General features: G+C 73.9%; 13 protein-coding genes. 3 read left to right on the forward strand and 10 right to left on the reverse strand.

What is annotated here, in order from left to right; genetic code table 11:
• Positions 1–6 precede the first annotated feature (6 nt).
• Together LG324_RS19595 and LG324_RS19600 are read right to left on the reverse strand one after the other, a co-directional pair.
• Complete coding sequence (locus LG324_RS19595) at positions 7–2,577, reverse strand: ATP-dependent Clp protease ATP-binding subunit (RefSeq protein WP_207022288.1); 2,571 nt, start codon at positions 2,575–2,577, stop codon at positions 7–9.
• 120 nt (positions 2,578–2,697) lie between these two features.
• Positions 2,698–2,964 carry a ribonuclease E inhibitor RraB gene (locus tag LG324_RS19600; RefSeq protein WP_030526393.1) on the reverse strand — a complete coding sequence of 89 codons (267 nt, stop codon included), beginning with the start codon at positions 2,962–2,964 and terminating at the stop codon, positions 2,698–2,700.
• 78 nt (positions 2,965–3,042) lie between these two features.
• Between LG324_RS19600 and LG324_RS19605 the strand changes: the two genes are divergently transcribed.
• Together LG324_RS19605 and LG324_RS19610 are read left to right on the forward strand one after the other, a co-directional pair.
• Positions 3,043–3,852, forward strand: a complete 810-nt coding sequence (locus LG324_RS19605) for a TspO/MBR family protein (protein ID WP_030526392.1) — start codon at positions 3,043–3,045, stop codon at positions 3,850–3,852.
• 151 nt (positions 3,853–4,003) lie between these two features.
• The gene (locus LG324_RS19610; RefSeq protein WP_404350590.1) at positions 4,004–5,017 is read left to right on the forward strand and encodes a hypothetical protein; all 1,014 of its coding nucleotides are present in this window, start codon (positions 4,004–4,006) and stop codon (positions 5,015–5,017) included.
• 98 nt (positions 5,018–5,115) lie between these two features.
• On the opposite strand, the gene LG324_RS19615 is transcribed toward LG324_RS19610, so the two are convergent.
• The 5 genes from LG324_RS19615 to LG324_RS19635 form a co-directional block, all read right to left on the reverse strand.
• Positions 5,116–5,577, reverse strand: coding sequence for a heat shock protein transcriptional repressor HspR (locus tag LG324_RS19615; protein WP_404350592.1), 462 nt, complete (start codon positions 5,575–5,577; stop codon positions 5,116–5,118).
• A 14-nt stretch (positions 5,578–5,591) separates the two neighbouring features.
• On the reverse strand, positions 5,592–6,629 hold the full coding sequence (locus LG324_RS19620; RefSeq protein WP_404350594.1) for a DnaJ C-terminal domain-containing protein: 1,038 nt from the start codon (positions 6,627–6,629) through the stop codon (positions 5,592–5,594).
• 22 nt (positions 6,630–6,651) lie between these two features.
• A complete protein-coding gene (gene grpE, locus LG324_RS19625) occupies positions 6,652–7,269 on the reverse strand; it encodes a nucleotide exchange factor GrpE (RefSeq protein ID WP_030526388.1) in 618 nt (205 codons plus the stop codon).
• Entirely contained in the window at positions 7,266–9,155 is a 1,890-nt protein-coding gene (gene dnaK / locus LG324_RS19630) for a molecular chaperone DnaK (RefSeq protein ID WP_030526387.1), read from the reverse strand. The genes grpE and dnaK overlap by 4 nt, the downstream gene beginning before the upstream one ends.
• A 393-nt stretch (positions 9,156–9,548) precedes the next feature.
• The gene (locus LG324_RS19635; RefSeq protein ID WP_404350597.1) at positions 9,549–10,700 is read right to left on the reverse strand and encodes a hypothetical protein; all 1,152 of its coding nucleotides are present in this window, start codon (positions 10,698–10,700) and stop codon (positions 9,549–9,551) included.
• A gap of 123 nt (positions 10,701–10,823) precedes the next feature.
• Here LG324_RS19635 and LG324_RS19640 point away from each other — a divergent pair, with 123 nt between their 5' ends.
• Positions 10,824–11,066, forward strand: coding sequence for a DUF3072 domain-containing protein (locus tag LG324_RS19640; RefSeq protein WP_404350599.1), 243 nt, complete (start codon positions 10,824–10,826; stop codon positions 11,064–11,066).
• 24 nt (positions 11,067–11,090) lie between these two features.
• On the opposite strand, the gene LG324_RS19645 is transcribed toward LG324_RS19640, so the two are convergent.
• From LG324_RS19645 to LG324_RS19655, 3 genes are all read right to left on the reverse strand, one after another.
• Positions 11,091–12,080: an LLM class F420-dependent oxidoreductase gene (locus LG324_RS19645; protein ID WP_404350601.1), complete on the reverse strand. Its 990-nt coding sequence runs from the start codon at positions 12,078–12,080 to the stop codon at positions 11,091–11,093.
• Between the two features lie 39 nt (positions 12,081–12,119).
• Entirely contained in the window at positions 12,120–13,730 is a 1,611-nt protein-coding gene (locus LG324_RS19650) for an HNH endonuclease signature motif containing protein (RefSeq protein ID WP_404350603.1), read from the reverse strand.
• A 126-nt stretch (positions 13,731–13,856) separates the two neighbouring features.
• Entirely contained in the window at positions 13,857–14,552 is a 696-nt protein-coding gene (locus LG324_RS19655) for a nucleoside/nucleotide kinase family protein (RefSeq protein ID WP_404350605.1), read from the reverse strand.
• Between the last annotated feature and the right edge of the window lies 1 nt (position 14,553).

The following is a 14,553-nucleotide window of genomic DNA, read 5'->3' on the forward strand; positions in this document are numbered from 1 at the left end:
ATGGGGTCAGGCGAGGGTGAGGGCGTCACCGGCGGCGTCGAGGTCGACCCGCACGGTGTCGCCGTCACGGACGCGGCCCGCGAGGAGGGCGGTGGCCAGGCGGTCGCCGACCTCCTTCTGGACGAGCCGGCGCAGCGGCCGGGCCCCGAACGCCGGGTCGTACCCGGTCGCGGCGAGCCACTCCTTGGCGTCCGCCGACACCTCGAGGGTGATCCGGCGGTCGTGCAGCCGGGTCGAGAGCGCCCGCACCTGGAGGTCGACGATGTGCGCGAGCTCGTCACGCGAGAGCGGGTCGAAGACGACGACCTCGTCGAGGCGGTTGAGGAACTCGGGCTTGAACGCGCCCCGCACCGCCGCCATCACGGCGTTGCGCCGCGCCTCGGGGTCGAGCGTCGGGTCGATGAGGTACTGCGACCCGAGGTTGCTCGTCATGACGAGGATGACGTTGCGGAAGTCGACCGTCCGGCCCTGCCCGTCGGTGAGCCGGCCGTCGTCGAGCACCTGCAGGAGGATGTCGAACGTCTCTGGGTGGGCCTTCTCGACCTCGTCGAGCAGCACGACCGAGTACGGACGCCGGCGCACGGCCTCGGTCAGCTGGCCGCCCTCCTCGTACCCGACGTAGCCGGGGGGCGCGCCGACGAGCCGGGCGACGGAGTGGCGCTCCGAGTACTCGGACATGTCGAGCCGGACCATCGCCCGCTCGTCGTCGAAGAGGAAGTCCGCCAGCGACTTCGCGAGCTCGGTCTTGCCGACACCGGTCGGGCCGAGGAAGAGGAACGAGCCGGTCGGCCGGTCGGGGTCGGCGATGCCGGCCCGGCTGCGGCGCACCGCATCCGACACCGCACGCACGGCAGAGGACTGGCCGATGAGCCGCGCACCGATGATCGACTCCATCGAGAGCAGCTTCTCGGTCTCGCCCTGGAGCAGGCGCCCCGCGGGGATGCCGGTCCACGCCGCGATGACCTCGGCGATGTCGTCGGCGCCGACGCGCTCCTTGACCATGAGGTCCGCGCCCTCGAGCGCGGTCTCGGCGGCCTGCGCGGCGTCGAGCTCCTTCTCGAGCGCGGGGATCTCGCCGTAGAGGACGCGCGAGGCACCCTCGTAGTCGCCGTCGCGCTGGAGCCGCTCGGCGCGGGTGCGCAGGTCGTCCAGACGCGCCTTGAGGTCGCCGACCCGGTTGAGGCCCTCCTTCTCGGCGGCCCAGCGGGCGTTGAGCGCGTCGAGCTGCTCGGTGGCGTCGGCGAGGTCGGCCCGCAGCCGGCCGAGCCGCTCCTGCGAGGCCTCGTCGGTCTCGCGCCCGAGGTGGAGCTCCTCCATCTTCAGCCGGTCGACCTGGCGACGCAGGACGTCGATCTCGACGGGGCTGGAGTCGATCTCCATCCGCAGCCGCGACGCGGCCTCGTCGACGAGGTCGATCGCCTTGTCCGGCAGCTTGCGACCGGTGATGTACCGGTCCGAGAGCGCCGCGGCGGCGACGAGCGCGCTGTCCTCGATCTCGACCTTGTGGTGCGCCTCGTAGCGCTCCTTGAGGCCGCGGAGGATGGCGACGGTGTCCTCGACGGACGGCTCGCCGACGAACACCTGCTGGAAGCGGCGCTCGAGGGCGGGGTCCTTCTCGATGTGCTCGCGGAACTCGTCGAGCGTCGTCGCGCCGACGAGGCGCAGCTCGCCGCGGGCCAGCATCGGCTTGAGCATGTTGCCGGCGTCCATCGCCGACTCCCCGCTCGCCCCGGCGCCGACGACGGTGTGCAGCTCGTCGATGAACGTGACGACCTGGCCGTCGCTGCCCTTGATCTCCTCGAGGACGGCCTTGAGTCGCTCCTCGAACTCGCCGCGGTACTTCGCGCCGGCGACCATCGCCGCGAGGTCGAGGCTGACGAGCCGCTTGTCGCGCAGCGACTCCGGGACGTCGCCGTCGACGATGCGCTGGGCGAGGCCCTCGACGACGGCGGTCTTGCCGACACCGGGCTCGCCGATGAGGACGGGGTTGTTCTTCGTGCGCCGCGAGAGGACCTGGACGACGCGGCGGATCTCCTCGTCACGTCCGATGACCGGGTCGAGCTTGCCGTCGCGCGCGGCCTGCGTGAGGTCGGTGCCGTACTGCGCGAGCGCCTCGCCCGTCTCGCTCTGCGTCTCGGAGGTGACGGTGCGCCCGCCGCGCAGCTCGTCGATGGTGCGCTCGATGTCGGCCGCGCCGCGCTTCTCGACCGCCGCGAGGTGGCCGGTCTCGGCGAGCGCGAGGAGGACGAGGTCGAGGGCGAGGAAGGTGTCGCCCTTGGCCCGCATGAGGGTGTCGGCCTGCTGGAGCACGGCGACGGCCTCGCGGCCGAAGGTCGGCGGCTGCGCGGTGGCGCCGCTCGTCGTCGGCAGGGCCCGCAGCCGGGCGTCGGCCTGGCCGAGGACGTGCTGGGCGCCGGTGCCGGCGGCGGTGAGCAACGCGTCGGCGAGGGGGGTGTCGAGGCGCACGGCGGCGCTCGTCAGGTGGTCGGGCGTGATCTCGGCGTGGCCGGCGGTCTGCGCGGCGCGCTGGGCGAGCGCGAGGGCCTCCGCGACCTTCGTCGTCGGCTTGAGCTCCATTCGGGTCGTGTCTCCTGGTCGTGCGGTGGGGTGGTGACGTCATCCGGAGCAACGCTCACCAAAGTTGAGTGTATTCCGCTCAAGGTGCTCCCGCCAGCCGTTCGCGCCCTCCCGCTCCTCTCACCCCGCGGGGTCGGGGTCGTACCAGCCGCCGCGCTCCTCGGCGAGGGCGGCGAAGCGGTCGCGCAGCCCCTGGGCGACCGGCCGGCTCTCGTCGATCACCGTCTCCTCCTGCACGAGCACGCCCCACTCGTGGTCCTCGGCGTCGTCCTCGCCGGCCAGCGCCTCCCGGACGACACGGACGTCGTCGAACCCGTCCTCGCGCAACCCCTCCGCCACGTCCTCGGCGGTCTCGCGGTCCGGGAAGACGATGAGGTGCTCGGTCATCCGCCGAGTATGGACGCTCCGACGCCCGTCGCGCCGCTGTCGCGGCCGGGCGCCCGAGCGCCCCGCTAGCGTCGGTGCATGAGCGCCGCGACCGTCACCTCGACCGCCCCCACCTCGGCCGACCGCCTCCGGCAGGTGGGCGTCACCCTCGCGGAGGTGTTCTGCGTCGTCGGCACCCTCGTCGGGGTCGGCGTCATCGGCACCCGTGTCGAGGAGTCCTCGGGCGGGGCGCTGGCCGCCGACGCCACGCTCGTCGCCCCGGCCGGGCCGGCGTTCTCGATCTGGACGCCGATCTACATCGGTCTCCTCGGCTACACGGTCTGGCAGTGGCTGCCGCAGCAGGCGAGCGACCGCCGCCACCGCGCCATCGGCTGGCTCGCCGCCGTCTCGATGGTCCTCAACGCCGCATGGTTGCTCGTGACCCAGCAGGGATGGCTCTGGGCCAGCGTCGTCGTCATCGTGGCGCTCGCGCTGACGCTCGGCCTGCTCGTGCGCCGGCTCCAGGAGAACCCGTCCTACGGGCACGCCGAGACGGTGCTCGTCGACGGCACCTTCGGCCTCTACCTCGGCTGGGTCACCGTCGCCACGGTCGCCAACGTCACGACGACGCTCATCGAGAGCGGTATCGACCCCTCCGGTCTCGTCGCGGAGGTCCTCGCCGTCGTCGTCCTCGCCGTGGCCGCGGGTCTCGGGGTCCTCTTCGCCCGCCGCCTCGGTGGCCGCTGGGCCGTCGCGGTCGCGATGGCGTGGGGGCTGGGCTGGATCGCGTGGGGCCGCCTGACCGACGAGCCGCGCTCGGCGATCGTCGGGCTCGCCGCGGTCGTCGCCGCGCTCGTCGTCCTCTCCGCGGCGGCGCGTGTCCGCCGCCCCGCCCTCACCACCCCCTGACCCTCCCGCGAACGCGTGTGAACCCGCCGGTCTCCTCCGGCGGTTTCACCCGCGTTCGCGACGAGGACCGGCCGCCGGACGAGGTTCGACGGCTCTGCGTCCCGCCGGACTCCCCCGCGCCCTCCCCGGCACGACCGGGCCACCGTGGACCATGGACACCCTGACGCAGCCCGCCCGCCCGACGACCTCCCTCACCCGCCGCTCGGCGCTGACCGCGGGCGCGGTCGGCGTCCTCGGCGCCACCGGCCTCTCCCTCGCGCCGTCCGCGGCGGCCGACGGACGCCATCACGGCGGCCGACTCCCCGAGACCGTCCGGCTGCCGGACGGCATCCAGCCCGAGGGCATCACCTCCGGCCCCGGCACGACCTACTACGTCGGCTCGCTCAACGACGGCCGCATCGTCACGGGCGACCTGCGCCGCGGGACGAGCCGCGTCCTCCTGCCGGGCGCCACGGGCCGGCAGCTGCGCGGCCTGCGCTGGGACGCGCGCTCCGGGCTCGTCTGGGCGGTCGGCAACGTCGGCACCGAGGCGCACGTCTGGGCCGTCGACGGCCGGCGCGGCACCGTCGTCACCGACGTCGTCGTCCCGGGCGGTGGGTTCCTCAACGACCTCGACATCACCCGGGACGCGGTGTGGGTCACCGACTCCCGCGTCGACCGGCTCACCGTGATCCGGCTCGGGCGTGACGGCCGGCCCGTCCGTGGCGCGTCCCCGCGCTTCGTGCCGCTCGTCGGTGACTGGCCGGGCTACGACGGGACGAACCTCGCGGCCAACGGCATCCGCGCCCTCGACGGGTGCAGCGCCGTGCTCGACCACAGCACGGCCGGCGGTCTCTGGGTCGTCGACACCCGCACCGGCCGCGTCCGCGAGGTCGACGTGCAGGGCGGTCCGGGCATCACCGGCGGCGACGGCATCGAGCGCTCCGGCTCGACGCTCTACGTCGTGCGCGGCTCGGGCCAGGCCGAGGTGTCGGTGCTCCGGCTCGGTCGTGACCGCCGCGGATGGGTCGCGCGCTGGCGCGGCGCCCTGACCGACGAGACGCTCGACGTCCCGTCGACCGCCACGCTCGCGGGCGGCGCGCTCTGGGCGGTCAACGCGCGCTTCGGGGTCGCGTCACCGGCGACCGCCTCCTACTGGATCACGCGCCTGCCGGCCCGTCGCTGACGACGGTCCCCCACCCGGCTTGTTGCGAGCTCACCCGCTCGACACGCCGATCCACGGCGTGTCGGGCGGCGCAGCTCGCACGAAGTCGGGGGTGAGGATCAGTGGCGCTGCGGGCCGCGCCAGACGACCAGCGCCTGGCCGCGCGCGGCGGAGCGGGGGCGCTCGCCGAGCCGTGCCGCGTAGACGTCGCCCGCCGGGCTGACGGAGAACACCCGAGTCGTGCGCCCGCTGCCGGCCTCGAGCGCCTCGACCTGCGCGCTCAGCTCGGCGACCCGGGCGCGCAGGGCATCGACCTGGTTCTCGAGCTCGAGGATGCGGGCGATGCCGGCGAGCGAGACGCCCTCGTCCTGCGAGAGCCGCTGCACCTCGCGCAGCAGGGCGACATCGCGCTGGCTGTAGCGACGCCCGCCGCCCTTGGTGCGCGAGGGCGTGACGAGACCCATCCGGTCGTACTGCCGCAGGGTCTGCGCGTGCATCCCGGCGAGCTCGGCCGCGACCGAGATGACGAACACGGGCGTGTCGTCGTCGGGGCCGAACGCGGTGACGTCGAGACGGGCCATCGGTGCACCTCCGGTCAGGTCGCGGCCTGCTGGAACAGGGTGGCGCGGGGGTCGACGCCGCCCTCGGCGTCGCGCAGCGTCTCGACGGCGGCGCGGGCCTCGTCGGTGAGCCGCTGCGGGACGACGACCTGGACGCGGGCCAGGAGGTCGCCGGTGCCGTGGCGCCCGGCGACGCCGCGGCCCTTGACCCGCAGCACGCGGCCGCTCGGGGTGCCCGGCGCGACCTTGACGCGCACCGGGGTGCCGTCGAGCGTCGGCACGGCGACGGTCGCCCCGAGGGCGGCCTCGGCGAAGGTGACCGGCAGGTCGACGGTCAGGTGGTCGCCGTCGCGCCCGAACACCGGGTGCTTCTCGACGCTCACCGTGAGGATGAGATCGCCCTTGGCGGCGCCGGGGTCGCCCTCGCCGCCCTTGCCGCGCAGGCGGATCTTCTGGCCGTCGCGCACGCCGGCGGGGATCTTCGTCGTGACCCGCGCGCCGTCGGCGGTCGTCAGCGTCACCGTCGAGCCCTCGACGGCGTCGCGGAACCCGAGCGTCGTGCGGGCGTTGACGTCCGCACCCGGCCGGGGACCGCGCGCGCCGCGGAAGCCGCTCGCGAACGGGTCGCCGCCACGGGCACCACCGGCCCCGCCGCCGAACATCTGCGACAGCAGGTCGTTGATGTCCTCGCCGCCGGGCTGGCCCTGACCGGGCCCTCCGGAGGAGAAGCGGACCCGGCTGCCGCCGGCCCCGCCGCTCCCGAAGGCGCTGAAGATGTCCTCGAACCCGGTCGCCCCGCCGGGACCGCCGGCCCCGGCGCGGAAGCGGGCGCCGCCGCCGGCCATCGACCGGACGGCGTCGTACTCCTGGCGCTGCTTGGGGTCGGAGAGGACGGCGTGCGCCTCCCCGACGTCCTTGAAGCGCTGCTCGGCCGCGGCGTCCCCCGCGTTGCGGTCGGGGTGGTGCTGCTTCGCGAGCTTGCGGTAGGCCTTCTTGATCGCCGCCGCGTCGGCGTCCTTCGGGACGCCGAGGATGGCGTAGAAGTCCTTCTCGAACCAGTCCTGGCTGGCCATCGGCGCCTCCTTCCGGTCGCTGTCAGTCGGGGTCGGCGACCGCGACGCGGGCAGGACGCAGGACCTGCTCACCGGCACGGTAGCCGGGCTGGAGGACGGTGACGACGGTCGTCGCGCTCGCGCCGCTCGGGAGCTCGTCGTCACCGGCCGGCCACGGGGCGTGCATGAGCGCCTCGTGCAGCTGCGGGTCGAACTCCTCGCCCTTGGCCCCGAAACGCTCGAGGCCGTAGCGCCCGAGGGTGCCCTCGAGCTTGTCGGCGATCGCCGCGAACGGCCCGACGAGGTCGCCGTGCTCGCGCGCGGCGTGGATGTCGTCGAGGACGGCGAGCATCGACTCGAGGACGTCGTGGACCGCACGCTCCTGGACGACGGCGCGGTCCCGGTCGACGCGGCGCTTGTAGTTGACGTACTCGGCCTGGAGACGCTGGAGGTCGGCGAGGCGCTCGGCCGCGAGGACCGTGTCGGGGTGGCCCTCGCCGGCGGGCGCGGCGCCCTCGGCCGGGGCCTCGGCGGGCTCGCCCGCGGGCACCCCGCCGGGGGCGGCGGCCCCGGACTGTGCCGGGGCCGCCTCCTCACCGCGCTGCGGCTCGTCGTTGACCGCCTCGGTGTTCACCGAGTCGTCCATCGAGGAGTCGGTCACTTCTTCTCCTCGTCGTCCTCGACGACCTCGGCGTCGACGACGTCGTCGTCCGAGGCGCCGGTGGTGCTGCCATCGGTCGCCTCGGCGCCGGGCACGTCCGCCGACTCACCCTGCTCGGCGGCCGCGGCGTAGACGGCCGCGCCCATCTCCTGGGAGACCTTGTTCAGCTGGTCGATCTTGGCCTGGATGTCCTCGGTCGAGGCGCCACTGTCGGGCTTGATGGCGTCCTTGAGCTCGGCGAGGGCCGCGTCGACGGGGGCGCGGTGCTCGTCCGAGACCTTGTCCCCGGACTCCGAGAGGAACTTCTCGGTCGAGAACACGAGGGTCTCGCCCATGTTCCGGGTCTCGGTCTCGGCGCGGCGCTTCTTGTCCTCCTCGGCGTGCGCCTCGGCGTCCTTGACCATCCGCTCGATCTCCTCCTTCGACAGCGCGGAGCCGCCGGAGATGGTGATCTTCTGCTCCTTGCCGGTGCCCCGGTCCTTCGCGGAGACGTTGACGATGCCGTTGGCGTCGATGTCGAAGGTGACCTCGACCTGCGGCACGCCGCGCGGCGCCGGCGCGATGCCGGAGAGCTCGAAGGTGCCGAGCGGCTTGTTCTGCTGCGCGATCTCGCGCTCGCCCTGGAAGACCTGGATGAGCACCGACGGCTGGTTGTCCTCGGCCGTCGAGAAGACCTCGCTGCGCTTGGTCGGGATGGCGGTGTTGCGCTCGATGAGCTTGGTGAACAGGCCACCCTTGGTCTCGATGCCGAGCGAGAGCGGCGTGACGTCGATGAGGAGGACGTCCTTGCGCTCACCCTTGAGGACACCGGCCTGGAGGGACGCGCCGAGGGCGACGACCTCGTCCGGGTTGACGCCCTTGTTGGGCTCCTTGCCGCCGGTCAGCTCCTTGACGAGGGCGCTGACGGCCGGCATGCGGGTCGAGCCACCGACGAGGACGACGTGGTCGATCTCGCCGACGGAGATGCCGGCGTCCTTGATGACGTTCTGGAACGGCTGCTTCGTGCGGTCGAGCAGGTCCTTGGTCATCTGCTCGAACTGGGCGCGGGTCAGCGTCTCGTCGAGGTGGATCGGGCCGTTCTCGGACATCGAGAGGTACTGGAGGGAGATGTTCGTCGAGCTGGCCGACGAGAGCTCCTTCTTGGCCTGCTCCGCCGCGTCGCGCAGGCGCTGCATCGCGATCTTGTCCTTGGACAGGTCGACGCCCGAGGTGTTCTTGACCGTGGTCAGCAGGTGCCCGACGACGCGCTCGTCCCAGTCGTCACCACCGAGCTGGTTGTCACCGGAGGTCGCCTTGACCTGGATGGTCGCGAAGCCGTCGTCGGGGTCCTTGCCGACTTCGAGGAGGGACACGTCGAAGGTGCCGCCACCGAGGTCGAAGACGAGGATGAGCTCGTCCTCCTTGCCCTTGTCGAGGCCGTAGGCGAGCGCGGCCGCGGTCGGCTCGTTGACGATGCGCAGGACGTTGAGGCCCGCGATCTCGCCGGCCTCCTTCGTGGCCTGGCGCTCGTGGTCGTCGAAGTACGCCGGCACGGTGATCACGGCGTCGGTGACGGTCTCGCCGAGGTAGGACTCGGCGTCCCGCTTGAGCTTCTGGAGGATGCGCGCGCTGATCTCCTGCGCGTTGTACGTCTTGCCGTCGACGTCGTCGGAGGCCCAGTCGGTGCCCATGTGGCGCTTGACGGAGCGGATCGTCCGGTCGGCGTTGGTCACGGCCTGGCGCTTGGCGATCTCGCCGACGAGGACCTCACCGCCCTTGGAGAAGGCGACGACGGAGGGGGTGGTGCGACCGCCCTCGGCGTTCGCGATGATGGTGGGCTCGCCACCCTCGAGGACGGCGACGGCACTGTTGGTGGTGCCGAGGTCGATGCCGACTGCACGTGCCATGTGTGGTGCTCCTTGGTGTGGTGCTGGGCCGGGGCGGTGCGCCCACGGACCGGGTTGAGTCGTTGTCACTCAAGTTAGCCCCGCCGACCATCCTGCACAAATCGGTGGGACGAAACTTGCGTCCACCAGGCTCAACCCTCGGGTGGGCACGGATGTTCCCCCCGACCAGGACCCCAGCCTGAAAGCCCGCACGTGCGGGGTTATCGCTGTCCCGGGGCCGTCCCGACCACGAAAAGCCCGCACGTGCGGGGTTGTCGCTGTCGCCTCGCCGTCCAACCACGGAAAGCCCGCTCGTGCAGGGTTACCGCTGGCCCGGGGCCGTCCCGACCACGAAAAGCCCGCACGTGCGCGGTTGTCGCTGTCCCGGGGCCGTCCCGACCGGCCAGCCCGACGTCAGGGCGCCGGGCGGGTGTGCCGGATGGCCACCGTGCACGGCGGGAGCGTCGAGAGGTTGTTCGTCGGGTCGGCGTCCGCGACCGTCGCCAGGTAGGGGAAGTAGGGGTTGTCCTCGTTCTCGGTCGTCACGACGTCGGCCTCGGCACCGGTCTCGCCGCGCACGAAGAACGTGTGCGTGCCGGCGCGCAGCAGGTCCATCACCCGGCTCTTCGACATCGCCCACGGGCTGCCGTCGGGCAGCACCCCGCCGAGGGTGCTGATGAAGGGCTTGCGCCCGGTCCGCTGGATGCCGGTCACCTGCCACCGCCCCGGCGGCAGGGTGTCCGCCACCGGGACCCAGTACTCCTCGATCGGCTGCCAGACGTGCCCGTGGAGGGCGTAGTTGTAGGCGGAGGCCTCCCGATGGCCCGCCCCGTGGTCGTAGATCAGCTCGTCGACGGCGAGGCGGCGGTGGGTGTCGCTCGCCGCGAGCTCGTCCTGGCTCCACGAGCGGACGACGATGCCCTGGAAGTCGTCCGGGTCGGAGGCCTCGACCACCGCGGCGGGGAAGCTCAGCTCGCGCACGATGGTCGCGATCGCCACGTCCTGCGCGTAGCGGTTCAGCCGGTCGACGACGCGCTTCATCCGCTGCTGCAGGTACTCGGTGGCGACGTCCTGCGCCGTGCGGCCCTCGGCGAGGCCGCGGAGGATCTTCGCCCCGACGCCGTCGAGGTCGAGGTCGGCGACGGCCTCGGTCAGCTCGGTGCGCAGGAGGTCGACGACCTTGGCGTGCGCGGCCTCGGCCCCTGCGTCGGAGGTCATGTCGTCCTCGAGGAGGATCGCGACGAGCACGAGACGTCCCGGCACCTCGACCCGGTGCCCGGCCGCGGTGATGACGATGGGCTCGAGCGTGGTGTCGTGGTGGCCGACCGCGGCCGGCACGGTCCGGTTCTCGCCGATGCCCACCGGCCCGCCCAGGCTGCCGTGGCTGCCCGGCGAGGACCAGATGCCGGGAGCCCCGTCGAGCGAGGGCGCGTCCGGCCGGTGCGTGATGGTACGGCCGTCGAGGGTCACGACGACGGTCCACAGGTACGGCTCGCTGTCGCTCTCGTCGGCGCCGTGGTAGCAGAAGAGCTGCTCCAGGCGGAGGCGGACGGGGATGGTGGCCATGGCGTCTCCCGGGTGCGTGGGTGGTCACGCGGCAGGAGGCGACGCCGCACCCGGGTGATACACGGACCCCGTGGGTCGGTCACGGCGGGGCGACCTGTCGGACCCGGTCCGTAGCGTGCAGGGATGAGCACCCGGGACCAGAACCCCGCCCAGACCGACCCGATCCAGGACCCCCAGGACGCCACGAAGCCGCCGGAGCAGTGGGCGACCGGTGACGAGCCCGCCACCGGCCCCCAGCTGAGCTACCTCTCGACCCTCGCCCGCGAGGCCGGGCGCGAGGTGCCGGAGAACCTGACCAAGGCGCACGCCTCCGAGCTGATCGACGAGCTGCAGGGCGCCTCCCCCCGGGTCGAGCCCGAGGCCTGACGCCTGCGGCGCCCCGCGGGCGGGTCAGCGCGACCGCACGAGGGGCGCCAGCGCCTCGGCCATCATCGAGACGACCCCCGGCTCGTGGCCGTTGGCGACCATGTTGACGATGAGCCCGTCGACCCCGTGGTCGAGCACCCGCTCCTGCAGCTGCCCGGCCACCTCCTCGGGCGTGCCGGCGAACTGCCGGTCGGTCGCGGCGCGCCGCTGGTCCTCGTCCATCGCGTCGAGGTCGACGCCGCGGGCGGCGAGGAAGTCCCGGTGCAGGCGGCGCGCCGCGTCGCCGTCCTGGTCCATCATCACGAAGGCCAGGTAGCTGGTCTCGAGCGTCGAGCGCTCGCGCCCCTCCTCCTCGCACCGGGCGGCGAGGGCCTCGAGCTTGCGGGGGATCTCGGTCGCGTTGCAGATGAGGTTGAGGTGCGCCGCGTGGCGGGCCGCGTACCTGAACGTCTTCCGCTCTCCCCCACCGCCGAGGAGGATCGGCAGGTCGTCGCGCAGCCGCGGCTCGTTCATCGCCGACTCCGTGCGGTACCACTCGCCGGAGACCGTCGGCCGCTCCCCGCGCAGCATCGGCTCGATGATGGACAGCGCCTCCTCGAGCCGCTGGAAGCGGTCGGTGAAGGTGCCGAACTCGAAGCCCAGCTGCCGGTGCTCGAGCTCGAACCAGCCGGCGCCGAGGCCCAGTACCGCGCGTCCGCCGCTCACGAGGTCGAGGGTCGTCACCTCCTTCGCGAGCAGCGTCGGGTTGCGGTAGGTGTTGCCGGTGACGAGCGTCGAGAGCTGCACCCGCTCGGTGGCCGTCGCGAGCGCGCCGAGCAGCGTGTAGGCCTCGAGCATGGGCTGGTCCGGCTCGCCGATGCCGGGCAGCTGGTAGAAGTGGTCCATCACGAGGACGGCGTCCACGCCCGCGGCGTCCGCCTCCTGCGCCTGCTGGACCACGGTCGGCACGATGCGCGCGGGGTCGCCCCCGGGGTAGCTGAAGTTCGGGATCTGGTAGCCGAGGCGGATGCTCATCCTCGGGACGCTACGCCCGTCGAGGCCTCACCGGGCGGCTCAGAACGGGGGTGACCCGGGCGGCGTCGAGCGGCGCCGCCGGGGGTGCGGCGCGAGCTCGACGACGAGCCGCCCCGGCGGCCGACCGCGGGGGCGGTGGACCTCGACCCGGCAGCCCCGCGAGGGCTGCGGCGGCCCGCCGTGCTCGAGCAGGTGCTCGAGCACGGAGTGGGGTGCGTCGCTCGGCGCCGCACCGGCCGGGCGCGCCGGCAGGTGGGCGTCGGACCCGGTGTCGGGCAGGACGACCGGCCGGTGGTCCAGCGGATGCGTGGTCCGGCGCCGACCGGTCGGGTCCACCCAGGTCGTCGTGGCGTCCGGGTGGAGGACGACCGACCATCCCGGCCGCTGCTTGGTGCGGTGGTGCCGCCGGCACAGGCACACGAGGTTGCGTGCCGTGGTGGGCCCGACGGGCCAGGGCACGACGTGGTCGAGGTCGCAGAACCGGGCGGCGACGTGGCACCCCGGGAAGCGGCAGCGCCCGTCCCGCGCCCGCACGAGCCGGGCGAGCCCGGCCCCCGGCCGGTAGTCGTCGGCGCCGGGATCGTCGACCGGGACGAGGGCACCGCTCGAGGGGTCGACGACGACCCGCCCGAGGTGGTCGGGGCGGGAGGAGGTGGCGGCCACGGCACGCTCCAGCCAGTCGCGGGCGACGAGGACGGGCTCGCCGGGCGCAGCGCCGTGCACGGTCACGAGGTCGGTCGGCCGCGTGGCAACCGCCGACCCCGCCGGCCGAACCTCGCCGTCAGGGTCGCCGTCCGGGACGACGGTCACGACGTGGACCCGGAGGTCGATGGTCGCGCTGCCCGTCACGAGGTCGGTGAGCGCCCGGGCCCGTGCCCGGTCGATGCCCTCGCAGGTGCCGTCGGCGACGAGGCGCTGCGCGAGCGCGTCGATGGCGGCCCACGCCCGACAGGCCTCCTCGGAGGGGAAGGTGCCGAGCCAGGTGTCGGTGCCCGGCTCGTCGACCCAGCGGCGCAGCGACGACGCCGCCCGGGCCCGGACCGCCCTCTGCCGCAACAGGTCCGGCGAGATGCGGGCCAGAACCCGCCGCACCCGGCGGCGCAGGCGGGGCGCGTCCTCGACGCCGAGGTACGCGTCGACGGCCTCGAGCACGGTGGCGGCGACCTGCGCCGGGACCTCCTCGAGCTCGCGGGCGACGACGCCCGCGCGGTACCCGTCCAGGCGCCCCTGCGCCATGGCGAGGTGGAGCGCGCCGAGGCCGGTCGCAGTGTCGGTCCCGTCAGGGCCGTCGGCGGCGCGGCGGACGGCGTCGCGCACCCAGTGCTCGGCGTGGACGGCCGTCATCCCCAGCACCCCGGAGACGATCGACGGCGCGTCGAGCGAGACGTGGCCGGGCGCACGGTGGGTCTCGACGAGCTCGCCGGTCTCGAGGACGAGCGGCTCGATGGCCGCCAGGCGCACGACCGCTTCGGCCTCGGCCGCCTCGACGACGTCGGCCAGGGCCCGGAGCTCACCGAGGGCGGCGGCCCACTCCTCGCTCGAGCCGCGGGCGCCGGCCGGGGAGAGGACCGCGCCCACCACCTGCCGCGCCCTGCGGGCCGCCTCGGCGACCTCGCGCGGACCCGGTCGCGCCGTGGTCTGGGACTGCATCGGCTCCCCCTCCCCTCGTGGTCCCAGCCTACCGCCGCGGGGCCGTTCGAACAAGGGTTCGAGAAGGCGAATTCGCCTGTCGGTCAAAGTTTTTGCTGGCAACAGATGGGGCGACGCGAGCGAGGGTCAGCCGCGCGCGAGCTCCCAGCCGCCGTCGGTGACGAGTACGACGCGGTCGGCCGCCCCGGCCCGCTCGCGCACGAGCTCGGCGTTGCGGTCGTCCACCGCCGCCACCCAGGCCGCGGCCTCCTCCGGCGTCTTGCCGAACTCGACGTGCCGGGCCAGCAGCCGGCGGCGCCGGACGGCGTCGTCCCCGTCGACGAACCAGACGGCGTCGAGGGCCTCGCGCGCCTCGCGCCAGTCCCCCTCCAGCAGCAGGTAGTTGCCCTCGGTGACGACGAGCCGCGTCCCGCCGCGCACGACGACCGCGCCGGCGATCGGCTGCTCCAGCACCCGCTCGAACCCCGGCGCGTAGACGTCGCGCTCGGGGTCCTCCCGCAGGCGGCGCAGCAGCGCCGCGTAGCCGAGCGCGTCGAACGTGGCCGGGGCGCCCTTGCGGTCGCGCAGGCCGAGCCGCTCGAGCTGCACGTCCGCGAGGTGGTAGCCGTCCATCGGCACCTGGGCCACCCAGCCGTCCCCGTGCCGTCGGGCGAGCTCGGCGACGAGCGCCTCCGCGAGCGTCGACTTGCCCGCCCCCGGCACGCCGGCGACGCCGAGCAGCGCGCGTCCGTCACCGGCCGACCCGACCAGGGTCTCGGCGAGGTCGGCGAGCTCGCCGAGACCCTCGGGGGCGGTGTCGGACGGTCGGGGGCCGGCGCTCATC

This window comes from Phycicoccus jejuensis, from assembly GCF_044797865.1.
GTDB lineage: Bacteria > Actinomycetota > Actinomycetes > Actinomycetales > Dermatophilaceae > Phycicoccus > Phycicoccus jejuensis.

Excerpts from the sequence above, each read along its gene's own strand:
- dnaK (WP_030526387.1), bottom strand. The coding sequence starts at position 9,155 with ATGGCACGTGCAGTCGGCATCGACCTCGGCACCACCAACAGTGCCGTC.
- LG324_RS19655 (WP_404350605.1), bottom strand. The coding sequence starts at position 14,552 with ATGAGCGCCGGCCCCCGACCGTCCGACACCGCCCCCGAGGGTCTCGGC.
- LG324_RS19645 (WP_404350601.1), bottom strand. The coding sequence starts at position 12,080 with ATGAGCATCCGCCTCGGCTACCAGATCCCGAACTTCAGCTACCCCGGG.
- LG324_RS19650 (WP_404350603.1), bottom strand. The coding sequence starts at position 13,730 with ATGCAGTCCCAGACCACGGCGCGACCGGGTCCGCGCGAGGTCGCCGAG.
- LG324_RS19615 (WP_404350592.1), bottom strand. The coding sequence starts at position 5,577 with ATGGCCCGTCTCGACGTCACCGCGTTCGGCCCCGACGACGACACGCCC.
- LG324_RS19640 (WP_404350599.1), top strand. The coding sequence starts at position 10,824 with ATGAGCACCCGGGACCAGAACCCCGCCCAGACCGACCCGATCCAGGAC.
- LG324_RS19605 (WP_030526392.1), top strand. The coding sequence starts at position 3,043 with ATGAGCGCCGCGACCGTCACCTCGACCGCCCCCACCTCGGCCGACCGC.
- LG324_RS19635 (WP_404350597.1), bottom strand. The coding sequence starts at position 10,700 with ATGGCCACCATCCCCGTCCGCCTCCGCCTGGAGCAGCTCTTCTGCTAC.
- LG324_RS19620 (WP_404350594.1), bottom strand. The coding sequence starts at position 6,629 with ATGGCCAGCCAGGACTGGTTCGAGAAGGACTTCTACGCCATCCTCGGC.
- LG324_RS19595 (WP_207022288.1), bottom strand. The coding sequence starts at position 2,577 with ATGGAGCTCAAGCCGACGACGAAGGTCGCGGAGGCCCTCGCGCTCGCC.
- LG324_RS19600 (WP_030526393.1), bottom strand. The coding sequence starts at position 2,964 with ATGACCGAGCACCTCATCGTCTTCCCGGACCGCGAGACCGCCGAGGAC.
- LG324_RS19610 (WP_404350590.1), top strand. The coding sequence starts at position 4,004 with ATGGACACCCTGACGCAGCCCGCCCGCCCGACGACCTCCCTCACCCGC.